This window comes from Chamaesiphon sp. VAR_69_metabat_338 (genome assembly GCF_031423935.1).
Taxonomy (GTDB): domain Bacteria; phylum Cyanobacteriota; class Cyanobacteriia; order Cyanobacteriales; family Chamaesiphonaceae; genus Chamaesiphon.
In genome coordinates this window covers 1-14,576 of the sequence record NZ_JANPGM010000468.1, presented here as the reverse complement: position 1 = coordinate 14,576, position 14,576 = coordinate 1, and the positions used below count along the sequence as shown (strand labels likewise).

Annotated in this window: 18 protein-coding genes; 9 read left to right on the top strand and 9 right to left on the bottom strand. The window is 46.7% G+C overall.

What is annotated here, in order from left to right:
* Positions 1 to 173: 173 nt before the first annotated feature.
* The gene (locus tag RMO84_RS12985) at positions 174 to 527 is read right to left on the bottom strand and encodes a hypothetical protein (protein ID WP_310488872.1); all 354 of its coding nucleotides are present in this window, start codon (positions 525 to 527) and stop codon (positions 174 to 176) included.
* A gap of 62 nt (positions 528 to 589) precedes the next feature.
* On the opposite strand from RMO84_RS12985, the gene RMO84_RS12980 reads away from it, so the two are divergent.
* Together RMO84_RS12980 and RMO84_RS12975 are read left to right on the top strand one after the other, a co-directional pair.
* On the top strand, positions 590 to 847 hold the full coding sequence (locus RMO84_RS12980) for a DUF6439 family protein (protein WP_310488871.1): 258 nt from the start codon (positions 590 to 592) through the stop codon (positions 845 to 847).
* Between the two features lie 281 nt (positions 848 to 1,128).
* Entirely contained in the window at positions 1,129 to 1,569 is a 441-nt protein-coding gene (locus RMO84_RS12975) for a dTDP-4-dehydrorhamnose 3,5-epimerase (protein ID WP_310488870.1), read from the top strand.
* Positions 1,570 to 1,609: 40 nt separating this feature from the next.
* Here RMO84_RS12975 and RMO84_RS12970 read toward each other — a convergent pair whose 3' ends face one another.
* Entirely contained in the window at positions 1,610 to 2,035 is a 426-nt protein-coding gene (locus tag RMO84_RS12970) for a pre-16S rRNA-processing nuclease YqgF (protein WP_310488874.1), read from the bottom strand.
* A gap of 122 nt (positions 2,036 to 2,157) precedes the next feature.
* Between RMO84_RS12970 and RMO84_RS12965 the strand changes: the two genes are divergently transcribed.
* On the top strand, positions 2,158 to 3,360 hold the full coding sequence (locus RMO84_RS12965; protein ID WP_310488873.1) for a M20 family metallopeptidase: 1,203 nt from the start codon (positions 2,158 to 2,160) through the stop codon (positions 3,358 to 3,360).
* Here the strand turns inward: RMO84_RS12965 and RMO84_RS12960 are convergent.
* Complete coding sequence (locus RMO84_RS12960; RefSeq protein WP_310488869.1) at positions 3,349 to 3,897, bottom strand: Uma2 family endonuclease; 549 nt, start codon at positions 3,895 to 3,897, stop codon at positions 3,349 to 3,351. The two genes, RMO84_RS12965 and RMO84_RS12960, sit on opposite strands and share 12 nt — an antisense overlap.
* 36 nt (positions 3,898 to 3,933) lie before the next feature.
* On the opposite strand from RMO84_RS12960, the gene RMO84_RS12955 reads away from it, so the two are divergent.
* Positions 3,934 to 5,154, top strand: coding sequence for a hypothetical protein (locus tag RMO84_RS12955; RefSeq protein WP_310488868.1), 1,221 nt, complete (start codon positions 3,934 to 3,936; stop codon positions 5,152 to 5,154).
* Here RMO84_RS12955 and RMO84_RS12950 read toward each other — a convergent pair.
* Positions 5,151 to 5,288: a hypothetical protein gene (locus RMO84_RS12950; protein WP_310488867.1), complete on the bottom strand. Its 138-nt coding sequence runs from the start codon at positions 5,286 to 5,288 to the stop codon at positions 5,151 to 5,153. The two genes, RMO84_RS12955 and RMO84_RS12950, sit on opposite strands and share 4 nt — an antisense overlap.
* Before the next feature lie 44 nt (positions 5,289 to 5,332).
* Between RMO84_RS12950 and menA the strand changes: the two genes are divergently transcribed.
* Entirely contained in the window at positions 5,333 to 6,262 is a 930-nt protein-coding gene (gene menA / locus RMO84_RS12945) for a 2-carboxy-1,4-naphthoquinone phytyltransferase (RefSeq protein WP_310488866.1), read from the top strand.
* A 15-nt stretch (positions 6,263 to 6,277) separates the two neighbouring features.
* Complete coding sequence (locus RMO84_RS12940) at positions 6,278 to 6,973, top strand: class I SAM-dependent methyltransferase (protein ID WP_310488865.1); 696 nt, start codon at positions 6,278 to 6,280, stop codon at positions 6,971 to 6,973.
* A 15-nt stretch (positions 6,974 to 6,988) separates the two neighbouring features.
* Here the strand turns inward: RMO84_RS12940 and RMO84_RS12935 are convergent, their stop codons facing one another.
* Complete coding sequence (locus RMO84_RS12935; protein ID WP_310488864.1) at positions 6,989 to 7,330, bottom strand: hypothetical protein; 342 nt, start codon at positions 7,328 to 7,330, stop codon at positions 6,989 to 6,991.
* Between the two features lie 255 nt (positions 7,331 to 7,585).
* Here RMO84_RS12935 and RMO84_RS12930 point away from each other — a divergent pair, with 255 nt between their 5' ends.
* Entirely contained in the window at positions 7,586 to 8,236 is a 651-nt protein-coding gene (locus RMO84_RS12930) for a sugar transferase (protein WP_310488863.1), read from the top strand.
* Between the two features lie 45 nt (positions 8,237 to 8,281).
* Here RMO84_RS12930 and RMO84_RS12925 read toward each other — a convergent pair whose 3' ends face one another.
* Both RMO84_RS12925 and RMO84_RS12920 read right to left on the bottom strand, forming a co-directional pair.
* Positions 8,282 to 9,523: a hypothetical protein gene (locus tag RMO84_RS12925; protein ID WP_310488862.1), complete on the bottom strand. Its 1,242-nt coding sequence runs from the start codon at positions 9,521 to 9,523 to the stop codon at positions 8,282 to 8,284.
* Between the two features lie 190 nt (positions 9,524 to 9,713).
* Positions 9,714 to 10,955, bottom strand: coding sequence for an FGGY-family carbohydrate kinase (locus tag RMO84_RS12920; RefSeq protein WP_310488861.1), 1,242 nt, complete (start codon positions 10,953 to 10,955; stop codon positions 9,714 to 9,716).
* A 112-nt stretch (positions 10,956 to 11,067) separates the two neighbouring features.
* Between RMO84_RS12920 and RMO84_RS12915 the strand changes: the two genes are divergently transcribed.
* The gene (locus RMO84_RS12915) at positions 11,068 to 11,406 is read left to right on the top strand and encodes a P-II family nitrogen regulator (protein ID WP_310488860.1); all 339 of its coding nucleotides are present in this window, start codon (positions 11,068 to 11,070) and stop codon (positions 11,404 to 11,406) included.
* Between the two features lie 253 nt (positions 11,407 to 11,659).
* A complete protein-coding gene (locus RMO84_RS12910; protein ID WP_310488859.1) occupies positions 11,660 to 12,166 on the top strand; it encodes a phosphoribosyltransferase in 507 nt (168 codons plus the stop codon).
* On the opposite strand, the gene murQ is transcribed toward RMO84_RS12910, so the two are convergent.
* Both murQ and RMO84_RS12900 read right to left on the bottom strand, forming a co-directional pair.
* Positions 12,130 to 13,044: an N-acetylmuramic acid 6-phosphate etherase gene (murQ, locus tag RMO84_RS12905; protein ID WP_310488858.1), complete on the bottom strand. Its 915-nt coding sequence runs from the start codon at positions 13,042 to 13,044 to the stop codon at positions 12,130 to 12,132. The two genes, RMO84_RS12910 and murQ, sit on opposite strands and share 37 nt — an antisense overlap.
* Positions 13,045 to 13,249: 205 nt before the next feature.
* Positions 13,250 to 14,209: a DUF4349 domain-containing protein gene (locus RMO84_RS12900; protein ID WP_310488857.1), complete on the bottom strand. Its 960-nt coding sequence runs from the start codon at positions 14,207 to 14,209 to the stop codon at positions 13,250 to 13,252.
* Positions 14,210 to 14,576: the final 367 nt, after the last annotated feature.

Sequence of the window (14,576 nt, the reverse complement as noted above, 5' to 3'; positions counted from 1 at the left end):
GAAAGTTGAAAATTGAAAGCGGAAGGTACGTGCTTTTGCAAAGCAAAAGCACGTACCTTATTTTTAATATAGGGGTCGTCCGCGAACACGCTCGATCGCAACTGCACCTCTAGTCAAAGGCTTAAAGCCCTTGATGTCTATCGTGTTTTGGAGATCGACTCAATTTTAATAAACTATCTTCCCCATGTCGAAATAAACCAGCCGATCGCGATACCCAATCCACCGAAGCGAACGGCTTGCCAAAAGGGTTCCCACATCAATTTCCACTCATTGAGTAAGCGAGATTCAAGGGTCAGATCTAGTTGTTCGATGCGCGATTTAATCTGTGCCAATTCTTGTTTGGCTTCCGGCTGCTTGCTGCCCTTATGTTTCAATTCATTGCTTTGCCGCTCCAACACGATGCGTTCCCGTTCGGCTAGCTCGATCTCTGTCTGACGCCGTTTGAGCGTAGCGATCGCAGTTTCTAGTTCGGCGATTTCGCGATCGAAGTCCAGCGTCTCATCGAGGGGGGTAGCATTCTGAGTCATGGTCGGCGATACAATTTGGATAGCGTTGTTATTAATATGCCTAAATTCAGGTCATAAATCCCATGTCTTCCACTACAGACGATCTTACCACCTTAGAACTGGCTCAAGCCCTCGCAGAGCGGCTACGAATTGCCGAGACCGATTGGCATCGACTCAAGTCCAATCGTCCCGCACGAGCGCGGGAACAAGCGGCTGCGGGGTTAGTGTTTTTACTCAAAGATAGTCCCGATGAGGCAGTGGCACGGTTTGCACAGGCGGTAGGCTGGCTGGATAAGTCGATCTCTGCACCGCCGTGCCCATCCCATGGCGATCGTCATTAGGGAGTATGGGACGAATTGAGCCGATCTTTACCCCACTTGGATCGCGGTGGTTAGTCAATCTACCGAGCTTCTGAGTGGGTGTTTTGGCAAATTACTACGCAATTTGTCATGAAAATATACATTTTGTTTGTTTAGTAACAAACGATCGAGCTTTAACTCGTTAGCATTAAGGTATCGGAAGTTAAATTTACTCAGTTGCTAGATTTACTCCAACAGCAAACTTGCCTAGCTGTGTATTACCTTGTTGCAGCTAACTATCCCAATTTTTTGGAGATTTGTATATGTCATTATCCAAAGGCGTAGAAATTCAGGCTCTGACATCAGCAAAGGCAGGGCTAATCCAGTTTTACACTCCCCAAGCCAGTCATGAAACGATGTTGGTGCAGATTCCAGCCCAGACGATCGATGACATGTTCGTGCATAAATATCAAACCGACCAATTAATGGTGGTGCGGGGTAGTTTCATTTTGATAATTTTACATAACGGTAAATATCAATATATTCCTCTAAGCGATCGCCAACCCAAGGTTGTCACTATTCCGCCAATGGTGCCGCATTCTGCCATTAATCTCAGTGACGAACCCTGTATGCTAATTAATGCTGTGATTCGTCACGGGCAAGCGCGTCCAGCCGATTATCGTCCGCTCAAAGCACCTTTTCCCTACGATCTGACTCAGGTAGATCGATTGCTAGCCGATCGAGATCTTCCGCTGGCGGCTTGAGAGTCGCTCGCCCAATGGATTTGAATACGTGCAAACAAATTCATGGATTATCCTGACTCGATTTAGCTAAGTAACGTTCGATCAGGATAATTGCCACCAGATCGTCGATCGGGCGAGGTGGCTGGCGCATCCCTTGGGGAATCAAACTTGTTAAAAAGTTAGGTGGATACATTTGCCAATAGCGATCGCGAGCTTCGAGACTGCTATAACGTTCGTCAACAAGGGAGATCGGCAGAGCGGGAAAGGCGGCAATCAGTTGCTGTTGCCATTGCTTGGACGTAGTTTGGTCGCCCATGACGATGCGAGTAACGTTATACTGCGGACATAAATTACTAATTTGGGCGATGACTTGTGCGGTGGGCAATACTTGATGGTAAAGTAAAGCGCGATCGCCATCCATTACGGCTACGCCGCATTTATCCTTGCCAGGATCGAAGCCTAAGATTGTTTCCTGCGGATCTGTCATGGTTTTGTCTTTGAGAGGATGAAGAGTCAATAGCCGCCACTCGATCGATTAGAATTGCCTAAAATTTATCTATGGGCAACTCGCCCTTAGTTATTGCGGATCTCCCAACTCCAAACTTCCCCATGCTCGATCGCATTCGTTCCATCGCTACCAACCTCGCACCCAGACTGATCGAAATTCGTCGCCACCTGCACGCGCATCCAGAATTGAGCGGGCAGGAGTACCAAACGGGGGCTTATATTGCCGGAGTATTGTCGGCGGCTGGCTTGCAAACTCAGGAATCAATCGGCAAAACCGGAGTTGTTGGCGAACTAATGGGGGCGGGCACGGACGATCGCTTGTTGGCGATTCGGACGGACATGGATGCACTGCCGATCGTCGAGCGGACGGGATTGCCATTCAGCTCCCAAAATTCAGGGGTGATGCACGCATGCGGTCATGATGTCCATACTACCGTAGGCTTGGGCACGGCGATGATCCTGGCGGAATTAGGACTAGATTTACCAGGGCGGATGCGGTTTATCTTTCAACCTGCTGAAGAAATCGCTCAGGGTGCGGGCTGGATGGTCGCTGACGGGGTGATGAAGGAGGTTGATAGTATTTTGTCCCTGCATGTATTTCCGTCGATTCCGGCTGGCTCGATCGGGATTAGGTATGGCGCGTTGACTGCCGCCGCTGACGATTTAGAAATCGCGATTATCGGGGAATCTGGACATGGTGCCAGACCTCATGAAGCGATCGATGCGATCTGGATTGCCTCGCAAGTAATTACCGGGCTACAACAGGCGATTAGCCGCACCCAGAATCCCTTACGTCCGATCGTGTTGACGATCGGCACAATTAGTGGCGGGCGTGCGCCGAATATTATTGCCGATCGGGTAGAATTATCTGGCACGGTGCGATCGCTCCATCCTGAAACTCATGCGACACTCCCGACTTGGATCGAGCAAATCGTCACGGATATTTGTCGGACTTATGGTGCCAAATGTCAGGTAAATTATCGGCGGGGCGTACCTTCCGTGCAGAATGATATTGCCTTAACACAGATTCTCGAATCATCCGCTAGAGCCGCCTGGGGTGGCGATCGCGTCCAAATCTTACCAGAACCCTCGCTCGGTGCTGAGGACTTCTCTGTGTACTTACAACACGCCCCTGGGACGATGTTTCGCTTGGGTGTCGGTATCCCAGACGCCAAGAATCATCCGCTCCATCATCCCCAATTTATGGTAGATGAATCGGCAATTATCACTGGGGTGGTGACGATGGCCTATACGGCATACCAGTATTGGCAACAGCCGATCGATCGCCAGTTATTATCGAAATAAACGGGAGAGATCGATCGCTAGATCTGGAAAAGCCAGCGGTGAGATAGTGCCACTGTCGAGACTAATTTCCGATCGATACTCATTTGCGCTGAGATCTCTGAATACCTTTAATTCAGAGGTTTGCAAATTCATCACCCAATATTCGGAGATACCCGCCTGGGCATAAAGCTCTCGCTTGACACCTAAATCGTTAACGAGAGTTGTATTCGCAATCTCAATCAGCCAAAATATATCATCTGGTTGCGGATGGCGATTTTGATACAGAGTATCGGGAGTTTTGAGAACAGCGATGTCTGGTTCTGGTTCCGAGTCACTTGGTAAACTAATTGGATGTGCCTCACTAATTTCGGCGCGATCTCCTAAGATCGTGCGGAGATACTTTGCCGTACCCCGACAGCAAAAGGCATCAGCGATCCCTGCTGGCACCATCTGAATAATTGCTCCATTAATCAACTCTACCGATCGACCGTCAAGTAATCCGGTTGCAATCATCTTCTGATAGTCATCGACACTCCACTTAGCAGCGATAAGAGTCATTAGTTTTTTCCAAATCATCACATCAATTGTAACCATATGGGTCTGACGCTGGCACAAATCGATCGATTATTAACGGACTGGCAGCAAAAGGGTGATGCGGCCAATCAAAACTTATTAGATTTATACGATTTGTCGGCTTATCAACGGTTGAGCGGTGTGGGCAATCCACCGAGTAATGTCACTGGTACTACCCAGCAACAAGCAAGCACGGCATTAACGGCGATCGAGCGATTATTTGAATACTTAGAATTATTCAATCAGCACATCGATCGAGCGCGGAAGTTACGACGGGAGTTACCATCTTTATTTATTAACGATAGTCAGTTGCAAGCAATCGAGCATCTGTTGGTAGAAGAGTCGATCGAATTACCCAATATTCAAATTCCTTTAGCTCAAAGAGATTTAGTTGGTGCCAATCAGCTAAAAAGAGCGATCTCTGTAGACGAATTAATAGAGCGAATGACGATCGCTTTTATTATTGCTAGAGATACATTCGTAACGTTAGAAGCTGCCTGGACGGAATTGGAATTCAAGTTAATCGATACCAATCGATCGATCGCTGATTTAGAACGATTAGCCCAGGAATTACAGTTAGCTCCATTACCAGAATTAGCGAACGTTCGCTCTAAATTCCAGGAACTTCAGCAGCAGATCGATCGCGATCCTTTGGCTGTGAATTTAGCGTTCGGATGCAATCTGATGCCGTTAATTAATCATGTTCGGCAGGAATTAGAGACACTTGCCCACCAACGTCAGCTATTACAGGCTGATTTTGCGGCAGCACCCCAATTACTCGCGCAATTGACTCAATTAAATCGCGACTCGATCGCGGCTGAAGCCGAAAGTCAGACTAAGATTAGGCACGATCTGCCCATGAGTGTGCCATTACCCGCCGAAGAACTAACCGAATTAGAGCGATGGCTGGCGCGGTTGGTTGTCAAGTTTGAGTCGGGGCTAATTCTCCCCGTGCGGGTGGGTTTGAATAATTGGCTGGCTAAAGTTCGCGCTTACACCCAATTATCTGAATCGGCACTGGTTGCCAATCGCTTGCCGCTAGATACCCGTCAGGAGTTGCGGGGGAGATTGGATGCGCTCACAGCTAAGGCTGTAGCCAAGAGTAAGGTCGAAGACTCGCTGTTGACAGATTTGGGTGCCCAAGCCAAGCAAGTGCTCTACGCTAGTCCTACAGACCTCACTCTGGCGATCGAGTTGGTGCGCGAGTACGATCGACGGTTGCAGCAACTATTAGCGTGTTAATTTTCTTGGCGATCGAGAATTTGGTAATTAGCGATCGTGCTATAGCTAGTTAGATATGAACTGCTGTCTCTGGCTCGGTGCTCTCGATCGATTGGCGATCGAGTTGGAAAATTACGATCGGGTAATGCGAGCATCGGTAGATCTTAAAAATTGTTTAAGTTGAGATTTTATTTTAATCATGACTACATTTGAATCGGTTAATCCACCAAAATCTAAGCTCTGGCTGGCCGCAATCAAACCGCCAATGTACACGGTGGCAATTATCCCGATTACTGTTGGTTCGGCAGTAGCTTATTTCCAAAATCGATTGGCATTATCGCCATTGGATGCGAGTTTCGATCTGCATATTTTTTGGACATTTATATTGTCGGCGATCGCAATTATTGCCTGGTTAAATATTAGCAATGATGTCTATGACAGCGATACCGGAATCGATATTAATAAAGCTGAATCGGTTGTAAATCTGACTGGCAATCGTAACTTAATGTTTTGGTTGGGCAACTTATTTTTAGCATCCGGTTTGGTCGGGATTGCGACAATTTCTTGGTGGCAACAAGACTTGACAGTTGTTGGTTTGGTGTTGCTCAGTTGCTTTCTGGGATATACCTACCAAGGGCCACCATTCCGGTTGGGATACCAAGGCTTAGGCGAAATCATTTGTACGATTTGTTTTGGGCCATTGGCGGTAAGTGCGGCTTATTATAGCCAAACTCAGAGTTGGTCGATCGCTAATTTGACCGCTTCACTAATTATTGGGATTTCAACTAGTCTGATTTTATTTTGCTCTCATTTTCATCAAGTCAAAGACGATTTGGCGGCGGGCAAGCTGTCGCCGATCGTCAGAATGGGTACAAAAATGGGTGCGACGGTATTGTTCTGGGGTACGGCAAGTATTTATCTACTGACAGTAATTGGTATCGTCAGTGGGTTATTTCCGGTGGCAACACTGCTAATATTTTTGAGCTTACCATTGGCTATTAAGTTGACTAAGTTCGTCCGCGAATATCATGCGATTCCCGAACGGATTCGGACTTGCAAATATCTAGCCGTCCGACTGCACTTTGTCAGTGGATTGTTATTAGCTTTAGGCTTTTGTGTATCTCTCTAATTAGATCCGATCGATATGTATAGTAATCTCAAATTGCAGCAACCAGATTGGTCGAGCGAGATCGAGCGAGTCAAACAAAGATTCGATCGAGAGTATAAACAAGAGGCATTCGATTTACCCGCAGAAGTAGAAGCGATGCCCATCTTTCGGGATTGGATCGGGCACAATCTCGCAGCAAAAATTACTTCGCCATTCTGGGAATTAGCTGGATTTCAGAAGAATCATCGTTGTTTAGATATCGGCTGCGGTGTTAGCTTTTTGATCTACAATTGGCGCGAGTGGGAAACATATTTCTACGGTCAAGAAGTTAGCACTGTCGCTCGCGCCGCGCTCAATTCACGCGGTTCGCAGCTAAATTCCAAATTATTTAAAGGCGTCCAAGCCGGAGCTGCGCATCAATTGCAGTACGAGAACGATACATTCGATCGGGCGATCGCGACCGGATTTAGTTGTTATTATCCGCCTGAATATTGGAAATTAGTGCTGCAAGAAGTCAAACGGGTATTGAAACCAAATGGCGTATTTATTTTTGATGCGATCGATCCAGATACCGAACTTGCCGAAAATTGGGCGATTTTAGAAACCTATCTGGGTGCTGAGGTATTTTTATCCTCACTGACCGAATTTACCGAATTAGTCAAAGAAGTTGGCGGTCGCGTGACATCGACTAAATCGGGTGAGTTATTTCAGATGTATCGCGTCAGTTTCTAGGCTTAAATTTAGTACCTAAAATTGAACCTTAATATACAACCATTTGGCAATGAGCTGCGGACAATTTTTGATAAACCATCGCCATGCAAAGATCTTAGCGACTGGTTTCGATCTTTTGCCAATAAATTTGGCGACCGCATTGAATGGACGAAAGCGGACTTTTCTATTAATTAAATTGACATAACCGATATCATACAAGCAATCGATGATTAATTTAATCGTCGCTTCTTCTCTTGCCATCAAGCCTGTGAGCAAAATCAGAATCTCGCGGACGCGATCTGCTTCGAGCTGACTGCGCGCAGATGTCGTAGCTAGGTTGGCAACGGGTTGACTGGGGACGGAAATAATTTTGTTCACGATCGGATTTAGATAATCGAGTTGGGGATCGGCAGATCGATCGGGATCGATCGCGTATCGGCTGGATTTTGGGAATAGATAGCCACAGTGATGTATAAACTATAGAACGTCTAGAGCATAGCTTAAACCCGGACTAGATTGGGATATCCAAAAATTCTGGTGTTTTAGTAAGGGAAAGGCAATTGATGGGAAAAATAGAGATGAGTTAGAGCTATTTCCATCGCTCTAGCAATAACTAACGGCAAAAGATCCAACATGGCAGCAAAAACATCTGTACAGAAGTTACATACTTATTTTAGTCACGGGCTGAAAATCATCGGCGATCGATCGATGGCGGCATTATTGCTAATCCTATTTTCACCGATCCTCCTAACAGTGGCAATCATTCTCCTGGTTCGCATGGGTAGCCCGATCGTGTTCACTCAAGCCCGTCCTGGTAAAAACAGCAAGATTTTTACGGTTTACAAATTCCGTACGATGACTAGTGATTGCGATGCTGAGGGCAAATTGCTCTCTGATGAGGAACGGTTGATTCCATTGGGACAGTTCTTACGCAAGGCTAGTCTCGATGAACTGCCGCAACTGTTTAATGTGTTGCTAGGCGATATGAGTTTTGTCGGCCCTCGGCCATTGTTGGTAAGATACCTAGAACGCTACAGTCCCGAACAAGCGCGTCGTCATGACTTACTCCCAGGGATTACCGGCTGGGCGCAGGTTAATGGTCGCAATGCCCTCACCTGGGATGAAAAATTTAGGCTCGATCTCTGGTATGTAGACAATTGGAGCCTCTGGTTGGACTTGAAGATTTTGTTGCTGACAGTCAAGAAAGTCTTCAAGCAAGAAGGTATCAGTCAGAGTAACGATACAGTCGGTATGTCTGAATTTATGGGTAATGATAAATCTTAGTCGAGATACCGACAAGTGCGATCGATTATTGCTGCCTTTTGATAATTATTCTAATCGTTTAAACTCTTGAGATAGTGCATCTTCCTGAGTGGTGTAAATAATATCTCGATCGGTAATGCGATGCTGTTTGGCAAATTGTCGAGCGTATGCTAGTTTCTCTGGAACCAGCTCATTTTGCTGTAATAAGTTTGCTTGTTGACTGCGAAGATGATTGCGCTTGCGGACTTGGCGATCCTGCCCTTTGACCCAAACATAGCGACAGGCGGGAATGATGACTAGTCCCGCCCCATATAGAGCCAGAATAACCAGCGCGCCGCCAACCCAAATACCTGCTAAACCTTTTAACAGTACAGACAGCACACCGATCCCAACGAGATTGGCTGTAAATAGAGCGATCGACCAGTTAGTCTGTTCTGGTGTCGCTTTGGTAAATTTCCACTTACGTTCGCGTAAAGCTTTTGGCACCCGACTCGATCGATCGGGGGCATCTTTTAAAGTAGTTTGGAGATCGGGGAAATGATAAACTAATCCGCCGGTCGGACTGACTTCGGGAATCCCGTTAAACTTCGTTAATACTGGCAACATATAGTTTTCATATTCTCGATCGTATCCTTGCCCTAGATCGTCTAAGTATGGGGCAATTTGCTCGGCGATTGCCACGCCACGCTGACGGTGAATGAGATTGCCGATATAACTCCAGCGTCGCTGTTCGAGATCGGCATTGGGGTTGCCATCACCAAATAACACCGAGAATACTGCTTCTAAAAAATTCACCGGCTTGCGTTGGGTTTTGGCACGAATCGGTTCGAGTTGGGAAGTAGTCATTGCGGTCGGTAATGTATTTGCACTGTTACTCCCACCCCAATCAAAAATCCCCAATACACAATTATCATCGCCACAGTCGCCACCACCCTCACTACTGAAGATCGCGGATAGGGCGATCGCTAAGATGGTGAGATAGACGATACTAATTGAGGTAACTAAACATATCCCAAAGGAAATTTTGACTAGATAAAATCCTGCCGCTGAGAATCGATCGACCCAAGCCTTAAGTTGCAGCTTGATAGATTTACGCAGTAAAATCTGCCGAAAATCTGGAGCTAAAACATAAATTACTTCGCCAGTATCCGTAACTTGGAGATGTCCTCCAGTTTGATTTGCCAAAGCCAGCAATCCCGAACGTGCAACTTCGAGGTGCATCCCCGTCTGGCTTGCCACATCCCCACTCGTTACTCGATAACCGAGCTGTTCTACCGCCGTCATTAATTGAGGATTGGCATTCATCATACTCGTTCCTAAATATATCCACTCCGTCCCTACTCGCGATCGATGCAATCCTAGAATGTTAGCGATGATGTGAGTTGCGCTCGCTAATCAAATTCTAGCCAAATCTACCCGGTATTGACATATACACGAATCGATCGTCAATTTCCTCAATTCAAGCATGTGCTATTTACGCAGCCTAAATTTGAAAGTTTTACGTACTCCCAAAACTGCCACTGGCTAGGAGTGCCGTCCCATAAGCAGCTTCTTGATGCCGCGCAATTGAGATCGGGACAGGTAAATAGCGTTGCCGAATCTTTATCCAAGTGGGATTGTTCGCACCACCACCAGCCGTCTGCACTGATGTCAGTGGTGTTGCGCCCAATTCAGCTAAAAGTTGATAGCCACGAGCTTCAATTTTGGCGATGCCAGTAAGTAAACCATCTAAAAAATCTCTGTCTCGATCGGGTCGCGGTGTCAGTCGTGGTGCTAAATTAGGGTCATTAATCGGAAAGCGATCGCCTGGAGTAAGTAAGGGATAATAGTCGAGTTGGCTGGGTAGATCGGGATCGATCTCTTGACTCAATCTTACTAATTCAGCATCGCTGAAAAAATGGCGCAATACCGCACCCCCAGTATTTGAAGCCCCACCCACCAACCACAAATCGCCCCAGCGATGACTGTAAATGCCATAGCGGACGTCCTCAATTCGTGTCTGACTGAGGAGTTTAATTACTAATGTCGAACCCAGCGATGTCACCGCCGAGCCAGGAGTGCTGGCAGTGCTGGCAATAAAAGCAGCGATACTATCTGTCGTGCCAGCACATACGACACAATCAGCCGCCAAACCCAACTCTAGCGCAACGAGGGGTAATACTGTCCCAATTGGCGTACCAGGTGCCAAAACTTGCGGCAATAACGGGCGATAAGGGTGTCGATCGAGCCAATCGGGATAGTGCAAGGATTCGACGTCGTAGCCTAGTTTCAGGGCATTATGATAGTCACTGATGCCCAGTTTGCCATGCAGATGATAAGCCAACCAATCGGCTTGATGGAGAAAATACTGAGATCGATCGAGCCGCTGAGGTTGCGCCGCCAACCAGCATAACTTCGCAAGACTAGATGTGGCACTCAGCACTAGGTGTCCCGCTGGGACAAATGCGCTCAAACGATCCAATTCCGTTTTGCCGCGATCGTCGTTGTATAACATTGGTTCGCCAACAATCCGACCATCAGCATCGCAGCACAACACCGTTGAAGAAGTCCCATCGATCGCAATCCGGCTTACCCGTGACTTAACTTCCGGCGGGACTGCCCGAATCAGATCGAACAAAGCTTCTCGCCAAGTCCCCACCAACAGCTCTCTAGTTCCCCACCACAGCACGTTACGATCGGTATCGATCGCTACTAATCTTGCGCCAGATGTGCCAAAATCGATGCCGATAGAGACTGTCATATTTTTATTTTGTAGCCAGAGTTACATGTTTTGCTGGTCTAACAATGATACAAAATGTCAAGTTGGTGCAGCTCAAAATAGTATTGAAACACACATTCAGGAGTAGCTGAAATTGAAAAAGATCGTAGCAATTATCCGTCCTTTCAAACTGGATGAAGTCAAAATCGCCCTCGTCAACGCTGGTATCGTTGGAATGACGGTATCGGAAGTGAGGGGATTTGGCAGACAAAAAGGTCAAACCGAACGCTATCGCGGCTCGGAGTACACAGTAGAATTTCTTCAGAAACTCAAAGTCGAAGTCGTCATTGAAGATACCCAGGTAGACATGGTCGTCGATAAAATTATCGCTGCCGCTAGAACTGGTGAAATTGGTGATGGCAAAATTTTTGTCAGCCCAGTCGAACAAGTCATTCGGATTCGCACTGGCGAGAAAAACGTCGAAGCTGTATAAAGTTTCATCGATCGCCAGTCTAAATCTAGAGCTAGAGCATCGATCTTCAAGTCGTTCTATTTACACTTCAGCCGAGCATTCAACCTCGGCTTTTTAGTCTCAAAGCTCGATCGAAAGGTTAATAGCGATCGATTTTACCAATAAAATTTGACTAACTAGCTTCAACCTATTCAAATTCATCGATAGGTTACTTCAGAGTACAGTGATGATTAAAGAAAACACTATCAACTATTCACTATCCACCCCATTAACTATGTACGATTTAGATGTCTCCTGGGAAGATTATCATCACTCGATCGAGCAATTAGCTGAAAATATTTTTCAATCGCAATGGGAATTCGATCGAATTGTTTGTTTGGCCAGGGGCGGCATGAGAGTCGGGGATATTCTATCGCGGATCTTTAATAAACCTTTAGCAATTTTGGCGACCAGTTCCTACAGTGGCAAAGATGGACAAACACGCAGCCAACTAGCGATTGCCAATCAAATTACCATGACTGACAATCGGATGGGCAAGCGCGTACTCCTAGTTGATGACTTAGTAGATTCTGGCGTTACACTCCAACAAACTACGATCTGGCTGCGCGATCTCTATCCAGAAATTGAGGAGCTAAAAACAGCAGTAATCTGGTACAAAGCTTGCTCGAAATATATACCAGAATATTACGTGAGTTATCTCCCTAATAATCCCTGGATTCATCAACCCTTCGAGAAATACGATCGCTATAAGCTATCGACTGCCGCACGTAATTGTCCGTGATTTTGCGCAAGAATTGCCTCCGCCTGAGATCGATCGACTTGAGTCCAATGCATTAATAATGCAACTTTTACCGAGCGACCGCTAGCTTCGAGCAAATCACTAGCCGCACCGCGTTCTAATTGCGTCAGATCTTGAATCATCTGCAATGCTCGATCGAGTAACTTAGTATTCGTCACCGCTACATCTACCATCCGATTGCCATAGACTTTACCCAATTTTACCATCGACCCAGTTGAGAGAATATTCAAAGCCATCTTTGTTACCGTGCCCGATTTAAGCCGCGTCGAACCCGACAAAATCTCTGGGCCGACTGGCAAGCGAATATCGATATCGGCAATGCTAGCAACTTGGTTTGCAGGTACGCAGGCAATAAAAACAGTCTTGGCACCACGTTGTTTGGCAGACTCGATCGCCCCATGTACGTATGGCGTTGTCCCACCAGCCGTAATCCCGACGACCACATCATGCTTGCCAATATTGTTATCCACCATCGCCTGTGCGCCATCGCTAGCAATGTCTTCCAATCCTTCCGAACTCTTCACCAAGGCACCCGCACCACCCGCGAGAATTCCTTGCACTAGCTCTGGCGGCGTACAAAAAGTAGGCGGACATTCCGCCGCATCCAGCACCCCCAAACGGCCACTAGTACCCGCACCGATATAAAATAAACGTCCGCCTTGACGCAGCGAGTCAGCAATAGTATCGATCGCGGCAGCTAATTCCGTTCTCGCACCCGCGATCGCGTTGAGCGTATTCACATCTTCTTTGTTGAATAAATCCACCAATTCCAGCGTACTGAGTCGATCTAGATTGGCACTATTGACATTTACCTGTTCGGTTAAGAGATGTCCGCGTGTATTCAGGTTTTCTGTCGTCATCGTTTCAATTAATTATGATGGGGTGTTGGTCTGAACTAGTGCGACCTACTGTATCGATCGCAGTAATATTGGCTGCGATCGCTCATACAGCCAACATTATTGCACGACATCAACAACCGTCATCAATGAGCCGATCGGCTACCCAGTCTCTCTACCGTTCTATTAAAAATAAAAGAAATTGGTAGAGACTCCTCGTCAATGAGTACTAACTCTCATCCTCTTGTGACGTTTCTGCCAGCAGACTAGCCCCAACAGACTGCTGCCGCCGTTGCCGAAGCAGATAGTAGATACCACCAGCCCCAATCGCGATGAATGGCGTAAAAGGTAACAACCATAGCAATCCTAGTGCCAGATTTGTCCCCAAACTCCCCGCTGCATGCGTGGAATTCTTCCAAGTTTCCTGGACTTGTACCCCAAAGGCTTCACTAGTTGGCGTCGCCGATTGAGTTTCCTCAACCTTCAAATTAATCGTTGAATATGCCACCTGCTGACGCAGATTTTTCACCGTTGCATCCAACTGTTCGATTTGTTCGCGGATTGATGATAGCTCCTTGGAAACTGCCAAGATATCCTTGACCGAACCCGATCGATCCATAATCTTTCGCGTCAAATCCTCCTGCTGCCGCAGATTCTTCAACCGTGCATCTGTATCAACAAGTTGCTGAGTCACATCCTCAGATTTAATACCTTGACTCTCAACTCGACCCAGTTTGACGATTTCCGCTAAAGTTCCATCCAGCGACGCGCTAGGCACTTTTAACACCAGGGTAGCTTGACGATGCTCGCCACTTCCTTGGGGTCGATCGTCCTGAAAATTGTAGATGTCGCCTTGCTTGCTCTGCACGATCTGACGGAGTTGCACCATCATTTTATCGATCGACTCCAACCGCAACGATAGCTCGGCCATTTTAACTAACTGAGGCTTTTGGGTAGTTGTCGGTGTCGCTAATTTAGCCTCTTTGTTCCCCACCTTCTCTCCAGACCCAGCATCAGCAACAACTCGATCGACTTTAGTATCCGCCGATGACTGGGGTGCCGTAGCTGCCGAGCCAGAAACATTATCAGCTATTGGCGCACTGCCGCAGCTATTTAAGGTCATACTTCCACACAGCAAAAAACTGCCGATCGCTATCGATCGCCAGCCCAACCAGCATAAATTATTCATTATCCTTACACTCCACAATCTTTTTTAGCCGCCATTCTTGAGGCTAATACAAGCAGAAAGGGCGTAATTACGATCGTTTTGGCAAAATATCGGTGTTTTTACTTAAAAATTTCTAAACCTTTTTTCAAGAAACCAGGCATAAAAGACTTGCGAAAGCACTGAAAGCTATATTCTTGTAGCGACACAACGGTTTTGACAAAACAGTTGACAAAGCCATTGCATCAAGGTATATTAGTAAAGCGGTGAAGAGAGGACAGCAAAGCGCAGCCGACGCAAGTCGCTCGTAGAGCCAATCTCAACGCCTTGAACCTAGACAACTATATAGTTTGAAAGCCTATTAAACCTCGTTAATTTCGTTAACACGATT

What these genes read in the sequence shown, in the direction of transcription:
- RMO84_RS12925 (WP_310488862.1), bottom strand. Translation starts at nt 9,523, where the DNA reads ATGATGAATGCCAATCCTCAATTAATGACGGCGGTAGAACAGCTCGGT.
- menA (WP_310488866.1), top strand. Translation starts at nt 5,333, where the DNA reads ATGACTACATTTGAATCGGTTAATCCACCAAAATCTAAGCTCTGGCTG.
- RMO84_RS12985 (WP_310488872.1), bottom strand. Translation starts at nt 527, where the DNA reads ATGACTCAGAATGCTACCCCCCTCGATGAGACGCTGGACTTCGATCGC.
- RMO84_RS12900 (WP_310488857.1), bottom strand. Translation starts at nt 14,209, where the DNA reads ATGAATAATTTATGCTGGTTGGGCTGGCGATCGATAGCGATCGGCAGT.
- murQ (WP_310488858.1), bottom strand. Translation starts at nt 13,044, where the DNA reads ATGACGACAGAAAACCTGAATACACGCGGACATCTCTTAACCGAACAG.
- RMO84_RS12960 (WP_310488869.1), bottom strand. Translation starts at nt 3,897, where the DNA reads ATGACTCTTATCGCTGCTAAGTGGAGTGTCGATGACTATCAGAAGATG.
- RMO84_RS12980 (WP_310488871.1), top strand. Translation starts at nt 590, where the DNA reads ATGTCTTCCACTACAGACGATCTTACCACCTTAGAACTGGCTCAAGCC.
- RMO84_RS12920 (WP_310488861.1), bottom strand. Translation starts at nt 10,955, where the DNA reads ATGACAGTCTCTATCGGCATCGATTTTGGCACATCTGGCGCAAGATTA.
- RMO84_RS12910 (WP_310488859.1), top strand. Translation starts at nt 11,660, where the DNA reads ATGTACGATTTAGATGTCTCCTGGGAAGATTATCATCACTCGATCGAG.
- RMO84_RS12950 (WP_310488867.1), bottom strand. Translation starts at nt 5,288, where the DNA reads ATGCTCGCATTACCCGATCGTAATTTTCCAACTCGATCGCCAATCGAT.
- RMO84_RS12975 (WP_310488870.1), top strand. Translation starts at nt 1,129, where the DNA reads ATGTCATTATCCAAAGGCGTAGAAATTCAGGCTCTGACATCAGCAAAG.
- RMO84_RS12940 (WP_310488865.1), top strand. Translation starts at nt 6,278, where the DNA reads ATGTATAGTAATCTCAAATTGCAGCAACCAGATTGGTCGAGCGAGATC.
- RMO84_RS12955 (WP_310488868.1), top strand. Translation starts at nt 3,934, where the DNA reads ATGGGTCTGACGCTGGCACAAATCGATCGATTATTAACGGACTGGCAG.
- RMO84_RS12930 (WP_310488863.1), top strand. Translation starts at nt 7,586, where the DNA reads ATGGCAGCAAAAACATCTGTACAGAAGTTACATACTTATTTTAGTCAC.
- RMO84_RS12970 (WP_310488874.1), bottom strand. Translation starts at nt 2,035, where the DNA reads ATGACAGATCCGCAGGAAACAATCTTAGGCTTCGATCCTGGCAAGGAT.
- RMO84_RS12965 (WP_310488873.1), top strand. Translation starts at nt 2,158, where the DNA reads ATGCTCGATCGCATTCGTTCCATCGCTACCAACCTCGCACCCAGACTG.